We start from the raw sequence: 18,037 nt of genomic DNA, 5'->3' as shown, positions 1-18,037 counted from the left end.
GCCCGTTGACTCGCTAGCGATCGGTGGCCTCGCTGCGGTAGGTTGGCAGGGTCGCGCTGAACGCGCCGAGCTGCCCCCAGCACCACAGCGCACCTCCCTGGCGCAGGCCGCAGGACCCCGACGCTCCCGCGGCCACCGCCTCCCACGCGCTCTCGGAGCCGGTCTGCAGCGGCGCGAAGGCCTCGCTCGCCAGGCCACCCACGCCGAGCTGCCCGCTCGCGTGCCGACCCCAACACCAGAGCGTCCCATCCTGGCGCAGACCGCAGCTATGAAACCCACCGGCGACGACCGCCGCCCAATCGTCGCCCAACTCGCCTGGCGTCGAGGCCCGCGTGACCTGGGCGCCCAGACCGAGCTGCCCGTCGACGCCATCGCCCCAGCAGGCTGCGCGCCGGCCGGCGCGCAGACCGCAGCTATGCCCAGCACCCGCCGCCACGCTCAACCAGTCGCCGACAGCCGAGGTCACGCCGGGGCGCAACGAGCAAGGCGCGTCGCTCCGGCCCATGGAACACGTCTCGGCGCTGGCATGCCCGAGCTGGCCCTGCGCATTGAGGCCCCAGCACCAAAGCGTGCCGTCCTCGCGGATGCCGCAGGTATGGGAGCCACCCGCGCTGATCGCGCGGTAGGCCTGGCCACCGTCGATCGCCACCGGACGCAGCGCGTCGTCCTCAGAGCCATCGCCAAGCCGTCCGAAGGCATTGAAGCCCCAACACCACAGCCTCGCGTCGCTGGCGATCGCGCAGCTATGCCAATCGCCGGCCTCGACCGTCGACGCCTCGAAACCCAGCGGCGCAGGCGTGAGCGCGGCCTCTCGTGCTCCGCCGCCCACCTGGCCCAGGGCAGACCCGCCCCAGCACCACAAGGACCGGTCGGATCGGATCGCGCAGCTATGAAATCGCCCACAGGAGACGCTAGACCAGGAGGCGTCGCCGACGCGCGTCGGCAGCGCCCGTGCAACCGTGTCGCCGAGACCGAGCTGGCCGAAGTCATTGCTGCCAAAGCACCATAGGCCGCCATCGGCGTCGATCGCACAGCCGTGGCCCTGGCCGACCGCGACCTGCGCATAGCGCCGCGGCGCGCTCGTCACGCTCCCGTCGACGACGACCGGCGCCCCGCCGCCATCGGGGAGCGGCGACCCGCCCTGCCCGCAGGCGAGCACGAAGAGCGCAGCGCATGCAGCCATGACCGGTCTGGAGCGCTGAAGCATCGCGGCATCCTAACATGAGGCCACGGCCTGGCCCTGGGGCCAGCGGCCCGCCGAGGGGGCGCCCTAGGCCGGCACTGCCTCCGCCCCCGCGGCAGCGCTCGGCGCCAGCGACCGATCGCCGGCTGCGCCCGTGCCGGGCGTCCCCGCGGTCGGCGGCCCCTCGATGACCTCCTTGCGCCGCCAGAGATAGTAAATCGCCGGATAGACCAGGAGCTCCATCAAGAACGAGGTCACCAGCCCACCGACCATTGGGGCGGCCACGCGCTTCATCAGGTCGGCCCCCGTCCCGGTGGACCACATGATCGGCAGCAGGCCGATAAAGGCCGCCGTCACGGTCATCGCCTTCGGGCGCACGCGCTTGACGGCCCCGTGGATGATCGCTTCGACCAGATCCCCCGTGGTCCTGAGCTCTCCGCGGGCCCGCGCCTCATCGTGGGAGAGGTCCAAGAAGAGCAGCATGAAGACGCCGGTCTCGGCGTCCAGCCCCATCAGCGCGATCATCCCGACCCAGACCGCGATCGAGACATTGTAGTCCAGCGCGTAGAGCAGCCAGATCGCACCCACCGCCGAGAAGGGCACGGCGAGCATCACCAACGCCGACTTGAAGCTCGACCTCGTGTTCATATAGAGCAGCGCGAAGATCAGCACGAGCGTCAGCGGCAGGATCAGCCGCAGGCGCTCCTTGACGCGCATCATGTTCTCGTATTGACCGCTCCAGGCCAGGGCGTAGCCGGTCGGCAGCGCCACCGCGGCGGCCACGGCCTGCTTCGCCTCGGTCACGTAGTGCCCGACATCGACCTTCGAGGTGTCGAAGTCGACGTAGACGTAGCCGCTGAGCAGCCCGTTCTCGTCGCGGATCATCGACGGACCCTCGACCAGCCGGAGGTCGGCGATCGCGCGCATCGGGATCTGCCCCTGACCATCGGGCAAGGGGAGCAACACGCGCTCGAGCGCCTGCAGGTCCTCGCGAAAGGCTCTGGCGTAGCGCACGTTGACGCCATAGCGCTCCCGGCCCTCGACGGTCGTGGTCTGGTTGTCGCCACCGACCGCGGTCATCACCATCATGTTGGCCGCGTCGACCGAGAGGTTGTAGCGCGCGAGCTGCTCGCGCTTGAGCACGAAGTCGAGGAAGTAGCCACCGGCGACGCGCTCGGCGAAGACGCTGCGCGTCCCTGGCACCTGCTGCAGCGCCGCCTCGACCTCGAGCGCGACCTTCTGCACCACCTTGAGATCAGCGCCGCTGACCTTGAGGCCGACGGGGGTGCGGATGCCCGTCGAGAGCATGTCCAGCCGCCCCTTGATCGGCATCGTCCAGGCGTTGCTGATCCCCGGCAGCTGCAGCGCGTCGTTCATCTCGGCGATCAAGGCGTCCTCGCTGATGCGATCGCGCCAGAAGGCCCGCAGCGCGCCCTTCAACCACTCGGGCGCCCAGCTCGAGTACCAGCGCGGGCGCTCGCGCCACTGCGCCTCCGGCCTCAGCAGGATCGTGGTCTCCATCATCGAAAAGGGCGCGGGATCGGTCGGGGTGCTGGCGCGCCCCGCCTTGCCGAAGACGCGCTCGACCTCGGGGAAGGCCACGAGCAGCTTATCCTGCACCTGCAGCGCCGCCTGCGCCGCGGCCACCGACATCCCCGGTGCCACCGCAGAAGGCATGTAGAGCAGCGATCCTTCGCGCAGCGGCGGCATGAACTCGGACCCCAGCTTCCAGTAGACCGGGAGGGTGGCGACGACAACGAGCAGGCTCGCGACCACCGTGGTCTTGGCGTGCCGCACGACGAAGCGACAGGGTCGCTCGTAGATCCGATGCAGCAGCATGCTGATCGGATGCCGCTCCTCGGAGTAGTACTTGCCGACGAAGAGCTGCGTGGCGATCCAGGCCAGCGGCCGCGGTCTGAAGCGGAAGGGGTCGCAGCGCGCGAAGAGCATCCGCATCGCCGGGTCGAGGGTCACCGCGAGCAGCGCGGCGATCGCCATCGCCAGGTTCTTGGAATAGGCGAGCGGCCGGAAGAGCCGACCCTCCTGGTCAACGAGCGTGAAGACCGGCAGGAAGGCCACCGCGATCACCAGCAGCGAGAAGAAGACCGAGGGCCCGACCTCCAGCAGCGCCGCGAGCCGCACCTGGTGGAAGTCCCCTTTCCGCCCCCCCGCCTCCCAGTGGTAGATCTTGTTATAGGCGTTCTCGACCTCGACGATCGCCCCATCGACGAGGACACCGATCGAGATCGCGATGCCGGCGAGCGACATCAGGTTCGCGTTGAGGCCCATCAGGTACAGCGGGATGAAGGCCAGCGCCACGCTGATCGGGATCGTCAGGATCGGCACCGTCGCCGACGGAATGTGCCAGAGAAAGAGCAGGATGATCAGCGAGACGACGATCATCTCCTCGATCAGCTTGCTCTTGACCGTGTGGATCGTCCGCTCGATCAGCTCGGAGCGGTCGTAGGTGGTGACCAGCTCGACGCCCTCCGGCAGCGAGGGCTTGAGCTGATCGAGCTTCGCCTTGACCCGCTCGATCACCTTGAGCGCGTTCTCGCCCTGGCGCATGACGACGATGCCGCCGACCACATCACCCTCGCCGTTATAGTCGGCGATGCCCCGCCGCAGCTCCGGCCCGAGCGCGACGCGGGCGACGTCCTTGACGGTGATCGGCGTGCCATTCTCCGTCTTGAGGACCAACTGCTCGAGATCGGCGATCGACTTGACGTAGCCGCGCCCGCGCACCATGTACTCGCGTCCGGCGAGCTCGACGAGACGGCCGCCGACGTCATTGTTTCCCTGGCGTACGGCCGCGATCACCCGATCGAGCGGAAGCTTGTAGGCCGCGAGGCTCGAGGGATTGACGGTGATCTGGTACTGCCGCACCTGACCACCGACCGTCGCCACCTCCGCCACCCCCGGCACGCTCTGCACCGCATAGCGCAGGAACCAATCCTGGTAGCTGCGCAGCTCATCGCTGGCGTTCTTGCCCGAGCGATCGACCAGGGCGTACTGAAAGACCCAGCCCAGGCTGGTGGCGTCCGGACCGAGCTCGGTCTTCACCCCCGCTGGCAGCTGGGCGGTGATCTTCGACAGGTACTCGAGGACGCGCGTGCGAGCCCAGTAGATGTCCGTGCCGTCCTCGAAGATCACATAGACGTAGCTGAAGCCGAAGTCGGAGAAGCCGCGGATGGCCTTGACCTTGGGCGCGCCGAGCAGCGACGCGATGATCGGATAGGTGACCTGGTCCTCGAGGACGTCGGGGCTGCGATCCCAGCGCGAGTAGACGATGACCTGCGTGTCGGAGAGGTCGGGCAAGGCGTCGAGCGGAATGTTGTTCATCGTCCAGTAGGCGATGACCAGCGCGACGAGGGTGCCCGCGACGACGAGGTACTTATTCTCCGCCGAGAAGCGGATCAGGTGCTTGATCACGGTCCGGCTCCGCCGAGCGCGGCCAGGGCCGAGCGGAGTTGCGACTCGGAGTCGACGAGGAAGTTGGCCCGCGTCACGACCTGCTGGCCTTCCACGAGACCAGCCACGACCTCGACCTGAGCGCCGCTCGTCGCGCCGAGCTGCACCTCCCGGGGCGCGAACCTTCCGTCGCCCAACGCCACGAAGACCACATCGCGCGTGCCCGAGCGCAGGACGGAATCGAGCGCGATCCGCAGGCCCTCGCGCGCCGACCCCTCGAGCACGACCTCGCCGAAGCCTCCCGGCCTGAGCCGTCGCTGCGGCGTCGGGAAGTGCAGGTGGACCTTGGCGGTCCGCGTCTGCGGGTCGAGCAGGGGATCGACGAAGGCGACCCTCCCCTTGAAGCGCTGCTCGGGATAGGCCTGCAGCGTGAGCGACGCCGGCATGCCCACCTTGACGCGCGGCAAGTCCAGCTCGTAGGCGTCGGCCATCACCCAGACGACGCTGAGATCGGTGATCTCGTAGGGTGTGTCGCCCGGATTCACGCGCGCCCCCTCGACGACGTTCTTCGCCGTGACGACACCGGCGATCGGCGAGAGGAAGACCAGCGTCTGCGAGGGCTCGCGCGTCCGCTCGAGGCGCGCGAGCTCGCTGCGCGGCACGTCCCAGAGCTCGAGCTTGCGCCGCGCCGAAGCAACCAACGTGTCGCCGTCCCGCCGCAGCGCAACGTCCGCGCTGAGCGCCTCCTTGGCCTGGAGAGCCAGGAGATACTCGTGCTCGGCCGCCAGCAGCGAGGGACTGTAGAGCGAAAAGAGCGGCTCGTGCTTGCGCACGGGGCGGCCGACGAAGTCGACGTAGAGGCGCTCGATGTAGCCCTCGACCTTGATGTTGGTCATGCGCACGCGCGTCGGATCGCGCTCGATGCGGCCGACGGTGCGCCAGCTCGCGGCCACGGCGCCGCGGGTGACGGGCGCGGTGCGCAGACCGATCAGCTGCTGCCGCGCGGCGTCGATCGTCACCCCCGCCAGGCCCGCGACCGGCGCGACCCCCGCTCCCGGCGCCTCCTCACTGTAGACCGGGAGATAGTCCATCCCCATCGCGTCCTTGCGCGGCGTCGGCGAGGTTTGCCGCGGATCCATCGGCGAGCGGTAGAAGCGGATCTTCCGCTCGGCGGGTGGCGCCGTCGCCCTTCCGGACGAGACGGCGGGCTTCACCTCGACCAGCTTCATGCCGCAGATCGGGCAGTCGCTCGGATGGTCGGCGGTGATCGCGGGGTGCATCGGGCATTGAAAGAGCGGATTCTTCTTGGCGGCGACGGCTGCAGGCCTTGCGCTCGGACGCTCGCGCATGGCCAGCCAGACCGTCACAGCGCCGAGCGACGCGCCAAGCGCCAGCAGCAGCGACGCGGCCGCCGCCCTCGCCGCCGCGCCGCGAGCGCGCCGCGGCTCCCCCTCCCGCTGACTCGCGCGCTGCGCGCTCATGGCTGCCCTCCCTGCGCTATCGGCCCCCGCATGCCGCTCGCGGCCAGGGTGGCCGGGGCGTCCAGACTGACCTCGCGCTGCGCGATCGCCACGCGCTGGGTGGCGGCGAGCGACTCGTAGAAGCTGTTGACGTCGCTCAGATAGCCATCGAGCGCCTCGAGCACCGCAGCGAAGCTGACGCGGCCGACCTGGTACTGCACCAACGTGCTCGACACCGTGGTCTCCGAGAGGACCAGCAGGCCGGAGCGGTAGAGGCGGTTGGTCGCGAGCAGCGCCGCGAGCAAGCGATTGCGTTCGGCGACGCGCTGGCGCAGCAGCTGCCGTGTCGCGTCGTCACTGTGCCGGGCCGCCACCTCTCTGCTTCGCTGCTCGTCGACCGCGCGCCGCTGTTTGCTGCTCCCCCAGAGCGGAATCGGCACGGCCACGCCCACCTGCCACATCGGGTCGAGGCTCCCTCCGCGCGGCATCACGCCGGCGCTCACGGTCAGATCAGGGAGCCAGTCCTTCTGCGCGAGGACGACCTGCTTGGCCGCCTTCGCCAGCGCCAAGCGCGAGCGCAGCAGCTCCGGGCTGCGGTCCTCGGCCGCCTCGAACGCGCTCCGGTCCGCCTGCAGCACCGGGTCCGAGATGGTGGCCAGCGAGCGCTCGGTGCCGATGGCGTCGCCCAGGGCGCGGCCGCGGAGGCGGTTCAAGACCACGACGCGGCGCGCGTCCTCGGCCACGAGCGCCCAGCGCCGCTGCCTCAACCGGCTGCGCTCGAGCTGAGCCCGCAGCAGATCGGTCTGCGCCGCCGTGCCGACCTCGTAGAGGGCGCGAGCCAGCCCCGCGGCTTGGGTCCAGAGCGCCTCGACCTTGGTGAGCAAAGCGAGCTGATCGCGCACCAGCAGCAGGTCGACGTAGGCGCGCGCGACCTCGGCCCGGATCGAGAGCTGGAGGCGCCCCAGCTCAGCTTCTGCCTGGCGCGTGCCGAGCAGGATCACCTCCCCGCGGAGCCGGCGCTTGCCGTACCAGGGGAAGGTCTGCGAGGCCGCGATGCTGACAAAGCTGGTCGGTGCTTCCCCGAGGCGGAGGCTGCGAAAGCCGTCGTTCTGCAGGCCAAGCGCCAGCGCTGGGTCGGGAAGCGCGCGACTCTGCGGGACACGCTCGCCCTCCGCGCGAATCGTCGCTCGCAGCTCGGCGAGCTCCGGACGCCGCTCGAGCGCCTCGCGCATGAGGCCCGCCAGGAGCGGGTCGTCCTCGAGGGCGACGCCCGCTGGGGAGACGACCGGCCCGCCCGCCCAGGCGGCGCCCCCGAGGAGCCAGGGCAGCGCCAGCAGGAGCGAGCGCAGCCACGGGCGCGCGTGCTCGGCGACGGTCTTCGGCGCCATCAGCGACTCCTCTCGGCTCCGGCGGCGCGGCCAGGCCGCCTACTCGACAACGATCACCCCCGCGATCATGTCCATCGCGCAGGCGTATCGGATCCGGCCCGGCTTGGTCGGCGTAAAGCTGACCCTCACCGCCTGGTTGAGCGGTAGCGGTCGATTGATGCCGTAGTCCTTGATCACGAGGTCGCTGGCGCAGGTGCGCTCGACCGTCCGCGTCACCACCAGCTCGAGCGGGCGACCCGCGCTCGCCTTGACCTGCGCCGGCACGAAGCCCTCGGAGGTGACCGTCAGCGCGACGACCTGAGGCTGACGGCCTTTCCTCGCCGCGCCCTCACCGGGCCGCGCCTTGGCTTCGCCCTCCCTCGCGTTTAGCCCCGCGTAGCCCATGGCCAGCACCACAACCACCACGCACCACCTTGGTCTGCGCATGACCCTCGCCTCCCTTCCTTCTTCCTTCTTTGGATTCGTTCATTGAAGACCAGCGCCGGGTCGAGACCCGGCAGGGGAAGCCACAAAGCAACAGGCGCGCCATCCTCGCTGGCTCGCCTCTTCTCTCCTCATTGCGCTTGCTTACGCCCTTGGCCTGACCCAGGCTGAGCGTTGGGTTGCAAGGCCTCGACGACGGCGACGGGTACACTGTAACCTTGGCGGCTACGCCACAGCCCGCCGCCGCCGCCAAGCGGCGTCGCGGGGGATACTGGGCGCGCGCGAGCGACGCGCTGGAGGTCCGATGCGGCCCAGAACCTGGTCAGGCACGGGCCGCCGGCTCTTCCTGGCGTTCTCGGCCTTCATCGCGCTCTACGCGCTGGCCTCGTCCTTCGCCTTGCTCGGCATCACGCGCATTCACCGCGACCTCGAGCGAACCCGCGCCAGAGTCGAAGGGATGCGCGTGGCCCTCGACCTCGCCAGCGCGGTCCGCGACCAATACGCTCACGTCGCGCACACGATCATCATCGGCAACGCGAGCCATGCCGCGCTCTACGCCGAGGCCAGGGCCCGCGTGCTGAGCCTCTCGCGGGAGATGCGCCGCCATCTCGAGCAGGCGGACGAGCAAGCTTGGGTCAACGCGATCGATCAAGCCACCGGCCAGCTCGACAGCGTCTTCCGCGACCAGATCCTGCCCAACGTCGTCGGTGGCGACGAGGCGCGCGTCCAGCAGGAGCATCACGCGGTGCTGCGGCTCGTGGCTCGCATTCAAGAGCGGACCGAGCGCCTGACCCGTCGCTTCGAGCAGTCGATCGCCGAGCTACAGACCTTCGTCGGCGTGGTCGAGCGGCGGGCCTTTGGCTGGGCGCTGCTCTTCCTGCTCGTGGCGCCGCTCGTCGCCGCCTGGGTCGGGCTGGCAATCGGGCGCTCCGTGGCGCGTCCGATCGCCCGGCTGCAGCAGGGCGCGGAGCGGCTGGCCTCCGGCGACCTCGAGACGCGCATCGACATCGACGCCGAGGACGAGTTTGGCGCGCTCGCGCACCAGTTCAACGCGATGACGACCGCGCTCCGCGAGCATCAGAAGCGCCTGGTCCAGAGTGAGCGGCTCGCCGGCATCGGCGCGCTGGCCGCGGGGGTCGCGCACGAGATCAACAATCCGCTGGGCGTGATCCTCGGCTACACGCGGGTGCTGAGGAAGCAGGCGGCGGGGAGCCTCGCCGACGATCTCGGCGTGATCGAGGAGGAGACGCTGCGCTGCAAGGAGATCGTCGTCGGGCTCCTCGATCTCTCGCGACCGCTGACGCCCAGCCCGCAGGCCGTCGACCTGCGCGAGCTCTGCGACGACGTCGCCACGCGACTGGCGGAGTCGGAGCCCTCGGGCTCAGCGCGCGTCGCGATCCACGGCCACGGCCGGGCGAGCGGCGACGCCACCAAGCTGCGTCAGGTGATGGTCAACCTGATCAAGAACGCGATCGAGGCCGCGGGGCCGACGGGCCAGGTGGCGCTCTCGATCACTGAGCGCGCCGACCAGGTGGAGCTCCTGGTGGTCGACTCCGGGAGCGGCGTCGACGCCGCCGCGCGCGCGCGCCTCTTTCAGCCCTTCTTCACGACCAAGCCCCGGGGCACGGGACTCGGGCTGGCCGTCTCCCAGGCGATCGCGCATGCCCATGGGGGTGAGATCACGCTCGACCCCGCAGGCCCGGCGGGCACCTGCTTCCGCCTGCGCGTGCCCCGCCATCCAGAGGGAGGTGCCGCATGAGCCGCGGCCGCATCCTGGTCGTCGACGACAAGGAGAACCTGCTCAAGCTCTTCTCCAAGATCCTTGGCGAAGAGCACGACCTGACCACCGCCGCCGATGGCGGTCGCGCGCTGGCGCTGCTCCTCGTGCAGGACTTCGATGTCGTCGTCACCGACCTCAGGATGCCCGGAGCGGACGGCTTCGCGGTGCTCAAGGCCAGCAAGGCGCGCTCGCCCGCCACCGAGGTGGTGATGATGACCGCCTACGCCTCGGTGCAGGACGCCGTCGAGGCGATGAAGCAAGGCGCCTATGACTACCTGCAGAAGCCCTTCGATCCGGACGCAGCCGCCTTCGTCGTCGCGCGCGCCCTCGAGCGCAAGCGGCTGAAGGAGCAGGCCGCGAGCCTGCGCAAGGCGCTGCAGGGAGTCCATGCCTTCCACAGCCTCGTCGGTAAGAGCCGCGTGATGCAGGACGTCTATCGCCTGCTCGAGCAGGCGGCCGCGCTCGATATCACAGTGTTGCTCACCGGCGAGACCGGCACGGGCAAGGAGCTGGCGGCGAGGGCCATCCACTACCAGAGCGCGCGTAAGGATCGCGCCTTCGTCCCGGTGAACTGTGGGGCGCTGCCCACCGAGCTGGTCGAGAGCGAGCTCTTTGGGCATGCCCGCGGCGCCTTCACCGGCGCCAGCGGAGCCAAGACCGGTCTCTTCGAGGAGGCCCGCGGCGGGACCCTCTTCCTCGACGAGATCGGCGAGCTGCCGCTGCCCGTGCAGGTCAAGCTCAACCGGGCGCTGCAGGAGCGCGAGATCCGCCGCGTCGGCGACAACACTGCGGTCAAGATCGATGTCCGCGTGATCGCCGCCACGCATCGCGACCTCAAGGCCGAGGCGCAGGCCGGGCGCTTTCGCGAGGATCTCTTCTACCGCCTGCACGTCTTCCCCCTGCGCATGCCCGCGCTGCGCGAGCGCCGCGAGGATCTTCCCCTGCTCGCGGCGCACTTCCTGCGAAAGCATGCCCGCGCCGTTCGCCGCGCGCTCAGCGGGCTGACACCAGAGGCCCTCCGCGCGCTCACCGGCTACGACTGGCCCGGCAACGTGCGCGAGCTGGAGAACGCCCTCGAGCGCGCGGTGGCCGTCGCAACCGGCCCGCTCGTCGAGGCGCGTGACTTGCCGCCTGAGCTGGTCAGCGCGAACGAGGGTCCGCTGCCGGCCGAGCTCCTCGCCACGCTGCCCTATCGCGAGGCGCTCGACGCGGCGCGCGCGCGCGTCTCTCGCGACTACTTGACGGCGTTGATGCGGGCGTTCGAGGGTAATGTCACGCGCGCCGCCGAGCGGGCCGGCGTCGAGCGAGAAAGCCTCCACCGCCTGCTCAAGCGCTATGGTGTACGGTCGGAGGACTTCAAGGGCCTGGGCTGAGGGCGATCCTCGAAGGAGACTGCTTCAATGCGCTTTTCTTGCCTGCTGCTGCTCCTCGCCGGCACCTCCACGCTGAGCTGTTCGTCGCTCGAATCGGCGTCCCCAGCGCGAGGCGACGCTGCGGGGCTGCGCGATGCCGGCGCCGCCGATCGGGCGACCGGGCCGGACGCGGTCGCCGGTGCCGACGGCAGCGCGCTCGCTAACGCGCTGCCGCGGCTGCCGCCGGGCAACCATCTCGGCGTCTTTCCGACCTACGAGAGCCTGCCCACGGCCACCGCCTCGGCCGTCGACGCGCGACTTGCCGAGGCTCGCGCCCACGGCATGCAGGTCTCGCGGGTGCATGTCTCGTGGGCCGAGCTCGAGCCCTCGGCGACGACGATCGACACCTCCGTCCTCGAGCGAGCGTTGGCGGCCGCCACGGCCCAGGGGCAGGCCGTGCACCTGCTGATCGAAACGGTCGACAGCGACGGGTTCTCGATACCGAGCGACCTGGCCGGAGCGCAGTACACGCTGGCGGCCGGCCGCGCCTTCGACGATCCGCTGATCGTCGACCGCTTCGCGGCGCTGCTCGACAGGGTCCTTCCGCTGCTCGCCACGCATCGCGTCTTCGCGCTCAGCGTGGGCAATGAGCCGGACACCTTCTACGACGACACCAGCCCCACCTCAGCGGCGGGCAGGTCCTGGGCCGCCTCGCTCCTCGGCTTCCTCGCCAAGGCGCGCACGCGGATTCGTGACGCCCTTCCCGAGGTCGCGGTGGCGATGACCCTGCGTCAGGGGTCGCTCGACGACGGTCACGCCGCAGCCCTCGCCCCGCTCGTCGCAGCCGGAGACTTCGCCGCCTTCAACTACTACTGCCTCGACAAGGCCTACCGGCTGCGCGCCCCTGGGAGCGTCGCCAGCGACGTCAAGGCGATGACGACCCTCGCCGCCGGACGTCCCCTCGTCCTCCAAGAGGTCGGCTGCCCCGCTGGACGCGCGCCCTCGGTGCTTGGCAGCTCGGGCGCGGCCCAGGCCAGCTTTCTCGCCGAGCTGGGCACGGTCCTCCGGACAGCGCCGAGCCTGCGCGCGGCCTTCGCCTTCCAGCTCGTCGACTGGTCGCCCGCGCTGGCGAAGACCTTCGGTGACGCCTACGCGGCCGAAGGCTTTCCCGCGCTCGGCGCGAAGGTCGAGGAGACCCTCGCCTCGTTGGGCCTGCTCAGCTTCGCGAGCGGCGCGGCGAAGCCCGCCTGGGCGGAGTTCTTGGGCACCCTCGACGCGCTCACCGCCGCACGTTGAGGGCGCCCGCGCAGACCCTGCGCTCAGCGACGACGCCCCTTCGCCACACCGCCTGCAGCCGGAACGCCCCATCGCCTGGAGCATCGCCTGGAGCCGTAGCGGTGATCGCTGACCGGCGCAACGATCGGCGCGCCGATCGCCGCGCCGATCGTTGCTCACACGCAACACCTATGGCACAGTGGTGCATACGTGCAACGGCGCTGCTCGCCAAAGCGCAGGCGCTCTGCTTCGTCCGGACACTGCTACCACACTCGGGGGTTGCGCACTATGACGCCCACGATCCTCCTTGTCGACGACGAAGTCGGCATGCTCAACGTCCTACGGCGTGCCCTCGCTCGGGAGTCCTATCGGGTGCTGATGTCCTCGTCGGCCCCTCAAGCGCTGATGCTGCTCAAGCGGCACCAGGTCGACGTCGTGGTCTCCGACGAGCGGATGCCCCAGATGTCGGGATCGGAGTTCCTGGCCGAGGTCTGCCAGACCTCGCCCGAAACGGTCCGCATCCTCCTGACCGGCAATCCGACCCTGGAGTCCGCCCTCTGCGGAATCAACGACGGGCGCATCTTCCGCTACCTGACCAAGCCCTGCCCAACGGCGGAGTTCACGGCGGCCATCCGAGAGGCCCTGACCGTTCGCAACCTGGCCGTCAAGAGCCGGCGCCTGCTCCAGGTCAGTCGGCGGCAGTCGCAGGCGCTCCGCGCCCTCGAGGTCGAGCATCCCGGCATCACTGCGGTCCACCGCACGTCCAAGGGATCGATCTGCGTCAGCTCCGACGCGATCAATCTCGATACCCTGGTGGACGAGATCGAGGCCGAGCTCGCCCGGTACGAGATGGAATAGCGATGGGAATAGCGATGGAACTGACCTCGACGCTGCGCGCCGAGCTCTCGATCGCCCGCCGCCACGGGCGCTTCCTCATGGCTGCCGTCGTCGGCGCGATGGGCCTTGCGCTCGCCTGGACCGCGCTGCAGCCGCGGGTCTACCGCGCCTCGACGACCGTGTCCGTGGGTTCGCAGGGCGCGTCCGCCGAGCGCTCAGGCCCCCATCGACCGGAGGGCGCGCGCCCCAGTACCTACGTCAGCACCCAGGCCTATCTTGCCTGCAGCGCGCCCGTCCTGCGCCGCGCGGCTCGCGCGCTGCGCCAGGGCCAGCCGGGCGACGGCTGGTCAGAGCCATGGGCACGACGGCGAACAGGCGTTGATCGCGTCGCCGGCGCAGCAGCGCCCCTGGCCGAGCGGATCGACTGCCGCCCGGACGTCCAGACCGCCGGGCGCGTCGAGGTCGCCGTCGAGCATGCGACGCCCGGCATGGCGGCCCGAATCGCGAGGGCCATCGCCAGCGCCTACGTCGGCCTCAGCCGCGAGCAGGCGCGCGCCACTCAGCGGAGCGCGGCACGCTTCCTCGACCGGCGCTTCGCTCAGGCCCATGCCGCCGTTGCGCAGGCCCGGGCGGCCCTGCAGGCCTCCCAGCGCCCGAGCCCCGAGCGCCCCGCGGGTGGGGTCTCGGAGCGCGAAGCGCTGGCGCGCGCGCTCGGGGATGCGCAGCGTCGCTGGCGCGTCGTAGGGGCCTTGCGCGGCGAGGAGCGCGCCGCGCGGCGGACCCCTCAAGGCGCCCGGGTGGTCACCGCCGCTGTGGTGCCCACCCGCCCGTCGCGCCCGCCGACCGTGTTCACCCTGGCGCTAGCGCTCGTCGTAGGCCTCGTCTGCGGCAGACTCGGCTTGCACTTTGCCCCCCGCCTGCGAAACGGCTTCGGCCGCACCCTCCACCCGGCGCTTTGGCGAGAGTCGGTGCCCGGACTCCTGTCGGCGATCGTTCAGCGCTTGGAGGCTGAGATGGAAATCGTTAAGGTGCGCCCGAGGAATGGAAAGCACTTCCTCGAACTCTATGAGGCGACGCTGGAGCATGGGGGCGTGCATTGCGCCACGCTGGCGACTTGTGCGGTCGGCACGCCGATTCTCGCCGACGTCTACTTCCGCGAGCTGCCCAACCCCGTCCTCGTGCGAGGTCAGATCGTAGCACGGCGCGCCCTCGGCACGAAGCGCTCGCTTCGAGCGGGTGGTCTGGTGGCCTTCGACGACACGGAGGCAGCGAAACGGGACTTCCTGCTGCGCCTCGCCAGGAGCCAGGCCCTAGCGGTGGCGCGACGACGACACGTGAGGTTGCCGGTGGACATCGCGGTGCAATGGAGCGCGCTCGAGATGAGGGAACCGGCAGAGGGAGCGCTTCGCGACCTGAGCATCGGCGGGACGCGGCTGGTGGCTGCCGCGGACCTCGCACTCGGGTCGAACGTCAACCTTCGCTTTACCGCTCCCGGTGCGACGGAGCCCGTCGGCCTCGACGGCACGGTCGTCTACGCGAGCACTCCGCAATACGGAATTCAATTCGCGGCGAACGGCAGCGGCCGCGGCGCTAAGCAGCACCGCGAGCTGATCCGACGCCTCGTGCAAATGTGATCATGCCCAGGTCGTCGGCAGGGCGAACGCCAGGCCCCAGGGGCCGAGCGCAGGCCGACTCGCCTCCCCTTGCATCCGCTTGCCCGGGCCACGATCGATGCTAGGAGAGCCGGCGGCGACGGCCCGGGCCGCGTATTCTGCGCGTGCTCGACACTGCGAGCGCGCGGGGCTATTCTGGACGGCCGGCGAAGAGGTTGATCGGGCGCCACGCGAGAGGTGCATCGGTTGCTGCCGCGCGGCGCATGACAAATGCGCGCTCCTCTTCGCCCTCCGAAAGAGTTGCGGATGCCACACCCAACAGCACCACCCCTGACGCCTCGGGGTCTGGGGCGACGGGTCCGTGAGCTCAGGCAGTCGCTCGGAGTGAGTCAGCGTGAGCTCGCGCGTAGCGCGGGGATCGTTCACTCGCAGCTCTCCCGCATCGAGGCCGGAAAGACCGACCCCAGCGTGTCGGCGCTGACCAAGCTCGCCTTCGCGCTGGATGTCCCGCTCTGTGGGTTCATGGGCGACGAGACGACCAGCGCGGCCGACGCCGCGAACGGCGCGTCGGCCCTGACCGAGGCCGAAGAGGAGATCCTCACGCTCTATCGCGCAGCGTCGCCCGTGGATCGCACTCAGGTCGAACGCCTGCTGCTGCTGATGGTCGGCCGCCTCGCCGCAACGTCGTCGCGCGGAAGACCCGGATTAGGCGGGCCTGGCGGAGGATCGCCCCGACGGCGGCGCAAGAGGACCCGAGCGCGGTGGGCCCCGCAGCCTATCAGATCTTCGTCGTCGCAGATGATGGTCTCACCAGCGAGGGCATCAAGGTTGGTGACATGGTCGCGGCGCATCGCGGCCAGGCCAAGGAGGGCGACGTCGTCGTCGTCGAGGTGGCGAAGACGGGCCCGATCGTTCGCCTCTACTACCCTCGTCCAGGGAATCGCGTCCAGCTACGACCCGCGCACCCGGAGCTGAAGCCGATGGTCGTGTCGCGGCGCGCCATTCATAGCCTCTGGATTGCCACGCATGTGCGAGCGTCGTAGCCGCGGCCGCCACGCAGGCGCGCCCGACTATGCTCACCGTCGCTCCCAGACGGCGACCGGGCCGGGCGCGAGCTGGAAGCATGGATGCTGGCTCGGCTGCAGCGGGCGTTGGCGCTGCCACCGGAGGGGATCACGGGTCTTGAGCTTGGCGAGCAGGTGCTGCCACTCGTACTCGAGCTGCCCGTTGGTCAGCGGCAGGGCGGCGTGGTGGCAGCGCTGGTAGCAGAGCTTCGAGGCATCGAAGGCGTAGCCGCGCGCGCGGGACTCGTCGAGCACGCGCGCGAGGTAGCAGTCGATCGCGGCGAGTGGATCGGGTTGGGCGCGAAAGCGCTCGAGCTGCGGATGATGTCGGTAGCCGCGCGTCAGGCCCCTGAGCACGGCGCGCGCGAGCAGGCCCTCGCGCCAGAGGGCGACGAGCCCGCGCGAATCCAAATAGCGTGGATGGATCGACCAGAGCCGCATCGGGCCTACCGGTCGGCGCGAGCGCGCCAACGCTCGCGCGCCGGCGCCAGGCCGACCTGAGCGAGCCCGAGCGCCTGCGCGCCCGAGCGCCCGCTAGCCTCGCTCGGCATGCCCGTCTCCTTGGATGGCCTCGGTCAGGCCCTCGGCGCCCTCGAGGCGACGGGCGAAGTCACGCGTGAAGCGCGCCAGGGGCGCGCCATCCACCAGCTCGTGGTTGGCGCTCACCGTCAGGCAGAGCACCGCGCGCGGCCCCGGCTCACCGCTGGTGGCGGTGGGCCGCGACGCAATGCCTCCGATGACCACCGAGAGGTTGTGGAGACCTGGCGCGCTGAAGCCCCAGCCAGCGCCCCCACTGAACCGACCGACCGCCGTCACCAGCATCGTTCCCGTGTAGCGCTTGGCCAGCCGTGGGAAGCTGAGCAAGGCGCGATAGACCAACCTGCGCAAGCAGCCCGGCACGCTCAGGGCGAGCCGCAGCCCGAGGCGCCGGCGCGCTGAGACGAGCCGCAGGCCGGCGGCCTTTACCGCCCGCAGCTCGTCATGAAGCTCGCGGACGCTGCGCCGGTTGATCCCGCGCAGCACGTGGGCCAAGGGAAAGGGCCGCCCGTCGACCTCGATCTCGACGATCGCGGTCGCGTCGGCCTCCTCGAAGATCACCACCCTGCCGAGGGCGTCACGAAGCGCATGGACCTCCGGGTGCGTGACCACCGCTCGGCCGAGACAGGCGAGGACGAACGCTGTGAACGAGAGCGCTTCGCCGCTGCGCTCGCGATGCGCCGCCAAGAGCGCGCGCGCCTGCGTGACGTCGAGCTCCAACAGCCCATGCATCATCGGCTTATGGCGACCCAGCCGCAGGCTATCGAGCACCAGGCGCCGCTCGGGGGGGAAGGCCAGACGACGGCAGGCGTCCCTCGTTGTAGCCGCGCGGGTAGGCGGTAGGCGCATCGCGCGATGATAACCGACCCGGCTGGCGAGCGCCGCACGATCACCCAGCCGGTCACGCCCGCTGCCTGGAGTGGGCCGCGCGCGCCCCTGCCCTGGGCACCGCGCTGGAGGCCAGAGCGCCCCGGCGGCGAAGCTGCCGCTGGCCGAGCTTCGACCGCTACCGTCGCGCCCTGGGTGTTGTAGGCTGGCGCGCTGCCGCGGGTAGCACTGGACCTGAAACCCGCGGCCGGCAGACGCGGCCACGGGCGCGCCGAATCCTCGGAGTGGATCAGCGATGACGACGCGTAGCTCCCGCCTTTCCAACTGCATTTCGAACTGCCTTTGGAGCTGCATTTCGCGCTGGGTCTCGAACTGGGTCTCGTGCCTGGCGCGCCTGATCGCCACCGGCCTTGGCCTGGGCTATCTGCCCTGGGCGCCGGGCACCTGGGGCACGGCGCTGGCCGTCGCCCTCGCCTTCGGGCTCGCAGGCCTGACGCTCGGCGCCTACCTCGCGGTCGTGCTCCTGATCACGGTCGTCGGGACCTGGGCGGCGAGCGTGGCCGACCGCGCTTGGGGCACTCACGACAGCGGACGCATCGTGATCGACGAGGTCGCCGGCTATTTGCTGACGGTCGCCCTCGTCGACCGCGCTCGCTGGGGGCCCCTGCTGGCCGGCTTCGTCGTCTTTCGCCTGCTCGACATTCTCAAGCCGCCACCGATTCGCTGGCTCGACCGCCGCGTACCCGGTGGCTTCGGGGTGATGCTCGACGATCTCGCGGCCGGCCTGCTCGGGGCCGCCCTGCTGGCGATCTTGGCCCGGCTCGGGCTGGCGCCCTGGCGAGGCTGAGCGATCGCAGGGCGGCCCCCAAGACCGCGTCGGCCGCGC

14 protein-coding genes are annotated in these 18,037 nt (G+C 70.5%); 7 read left to right on the top strand and 7 right to left on the bottom strand.

Going from position 1 to position 18,037, the window contains the following annotated elements; translation table 11 throughout:
• Positions 1-13 precede the first annotated feature (13 nt).
• The 5 genes from IPL40_03225 to IPL40_03205 all read right to left on the bottom strand — a co-directional run bounded on the left by IPL40_03225 (position 14) and on the right by IPL40_03205 (position 7,868).
• Complete coding sequence (locus IPL40_03225) at positions 14-1,207, bottom strand: hypothetical protein (protein ID MBK8480180.1); 1,194 nt, start codon at positions 1,205-1,207, stop codon at positions 14-16.
• 63 nt (positions 1,208-1,270) lie between these two features.
• Entirely contained in the window at positions 1,271-4,615 is a 3,345-nt protein-coding gene (locus IPL40_03220) for an efflux RND transporter permease subunit (GenBank protein ID MBK8480179.1), read from the bottom strand.
• Positions 4,612-6,075: an efflux RND transporter periplasmic adaptor subunit gene (locus IPL40_03215; protein ID MBK8480178.1), complete on the bottom strand. Its 1,464-nt coding sequence runs from the start codon at positions 6,073-6,075 to the stop codon at positions 4,612-4,614. Before IPL40_03215 ends, IPL40_03220 begins: the two co-directional genes overlap by 4 nt.
• Complete coding sequence (locus IPL40_03210) at positions 6,072-7,442, bottom strand: TolC family protein (GenBank protein MBK8480177.1); 1,371 nt, start codon at positions 7,440-7,442, stop codon at positions 6,072-6,074. Before IPL40_03210 ends, IPL40_03215 begins: the two co-directional genes overlap by 4 nt.
• 39 nt (positions 7,443-7,481) lie before the next feature.
• Entirely contained in the window at positions 7,482-7,868 is a 387-nt protein-coding gene (locus IPL40_03205) for a cupredoxin domain-containing protein (GenBank protein ID MBK8480176.1), read from the bottom strand.
• Positions 7,869-8,169: 301 nt separating this feature from the next.
• Between IPL40_03205 and IPL40_03200 the strand changes: the two genes are divergently transcribed.
• The 6 genes from IPL40_03200 to IPL40_03175 all read left to right on the top strand — a co-directional run bounded on the left by IPL40_03200 (position 8,170) and on the right by IPL40_03175 (position 15,697).
• Positions 8,170-9,624 (top strand): HAMP domain-containing protein, encoded by a 1,455-nt coding sequence (locus IPL40_03200; GenBank protein MBK8480175.1) that lies wholly within the window; start codon positions 8,170-8,172, stop codon positions 9,622-9,624.
• Entirely contained in the window at positions 9,621-11,018 is a 1,398-nt protein-coding gene (locus IPL40_03195; GenBank protein ID MBK8480174.1) for a sigma-54-dependent Fis family transcriptional regulator, read from the top strand. Before IPL40_03200 ends, IPL40_03195 begins: the two co-directional genes overlap by 4 nt.
• A gap of 27 nt (positions 11,019-11,045) precedes the next feature.
• Positions 11,046-12,293: a hypothetical protein gene (locus tag IPL40_03190; GenBank protein ID MBK8480173.1), complete on the top strand. Its 1,248-nt coding sequence runs from the start codon at positions 11,046-11,048 to the stop codon at positions 12,291-12,293.
• A 267-nt stretch (positions 12,294-12,560) separates the two neighbouring features.
• A complete protein-coding gene (locus IPL40_03185; protein MBK8480172.1) occupies positions 12,561-13,130 on the top strand; it encodes a response regulator in 570 nt (189 codons plus the stop codon).
• A 14-nt stretch (positions 13,131-13,144) separates the two neighbouring features.
• A complete protein-coding gene (locus IPL40_03180; protein MBK8480171.1) occupies positions 13,145-14,743 on the top strand; it encodes a PilZ domain-containing protein in 1,599 nt (532 codons plus the stop codon).
• Positions 14,744-15,106: 363 nt separating this feature from the next.
• Entirely contained in the window at positions 15,107-15,697 is a 591-nt protein-coding gene (locus IPL40_03175) for a helix-turn-helix domain-containing protein (protein MBK8480170.1), read from the top strand.
• 101 nt (positions 15,698-15,798) lie between these two features.
• Here IPL40_03175 and IPL40_03170 read toward each other — a convergent pair whose 3' ends face one another.
• Positions 15,799-16,227: a DNA lyase gene (locus IPL40_03170; GenBank protein MBK8480169.1), complete on the bottom strand. Its 429-nt coding sequence runs from the start codon at positions 16,225-16,227 to the stop codon at positions 15,799-15,801.
• A gap of 93 nt (positions 16,228-16,320) precedes the next feature.
• Positions 16,321-17,172, bottom strand: coding sequence for a 2-oxo acid dehydrogenase subunit E2 (locus IPL40_03165; GenBank protein MBK8480168.1), 852 nt, complete (start codon positions 17,170-17,172; stop codon positions 16,321-16,323).
• Positions 17,173-17,446: 274 nt separating this feature from the next.
• On the opposite strand from IPL40_03165, the gene IPL40_03160 reads away from it, so the two are divergent.
• On the top strand, positions 17,447-17,998 hold the full coding sequence (locus IPL40_03160; protein ID MBK8480167.1) for a phosphatidylglycerophosphatase A: 552 nt from the start codon (positions 17,447-17,449) through the stop codon (positions 17,996-17,998).
• Positions 17,999-18,037: the final 39 nt, after the last annotated feature.

Source organism: Pseudomonadota bacterium (assembly GCA_016711215.1).
Classification (GTDB): domain Bacteria; phylum Myxococcota_A; class Polyangia.
This window is presented reverse-complemented; position numbering and strand designations above follow the sequence as displayed.

Excerpts from the sequence above, each read along its gene's own strand:
- IPL40_03225 (MBK8480180.1), bottom strand. The coding sequence starts at position 1,207 with ATGCTTCAGCGCTCCAGACCGGTCATGGCTGCATGCGCTGCGCTCTTC.
- IPL40_03215 (MBK8480178.1), bottom strand. The coding sequence starts at position 6,075 with ATGAGCGCGCAGCGCGCGAGTCAGCGGGAGGGGGAGCCGCGGCGCGCT.
- IPL40_03210 (MBK8480177.1), bottom strand. The coding sequence starts at position 7,442 with ATGGCGCCGAAGACCGTCGCCGAGCACGCGCGCCCGTGGCTGCGCTCG.
- IPL40_03205 (MBK8480176.1), bottom strand. The coding sequence starts at position 7,868 with ATGCGCAGACCAAGGTGGTGCGTGGTGGTTGTGGTGCTGGCCATGGGC.
- IPL40_03200 (MBK8480175.1), top strand. The coding sequence starts at position 8,170 with ATGCGGCCCAGAACCTGGTCAGGCACGGGCCGCCGGCTCTTCCTGGCG.
- IPL40_03195 (MBK8480174.1), top strand. The coding sequence starts at position 9,621 with ATGAGCCGCGGCCGCATCCTGGTCGTCGACGACAAGGAGAACCTGCTC.
- IPL40_03190 (MBK8480173.1), top strand. The coding sequence starts at position 11,046 with ATGCGCTTTTCTTGCCTGCTGCTGCTCCTCGCCGGCACCTCCACGCTG.
- IPL40_03185 (MBK8480172.1), top strand. The coding sequence starts at position 12,561 with ATGACGCCCACGATCCTCCTTGTCGACGACGAAGTCGGCATGCTCAAC.
- IPL40_03180 (MBK8480171.1), top strand. The coding sequence starts at position 13,145 with ATGGAACTGACCTCGACGCTGCGCGCCGAGCTCTCGATCGCCCGCCGC.
- IPL40_03170 (MBK8480169.1), bottom strand. The coding sequence starts at position 16,227 with ATGCGGCTCTGGTCGATCCATCCACGCTATTTGGATTCGCGCGGGCTC.
- IPL40_03165 (MBK8480168.1), bottom strand. The coding sequence starts at position 17,172 with ATGCGCCTACCGCCTACCCGCGCGGCTACAACGAGGGACGCCTGCCGT.
- IPL40_03160 (MBK8480167.1), top strand. The coding sequence starts at position 17,447 with ATGACGACGCGTAGCTCCCGCCTTTCCAACTGCATTTCGAACTGCCTT.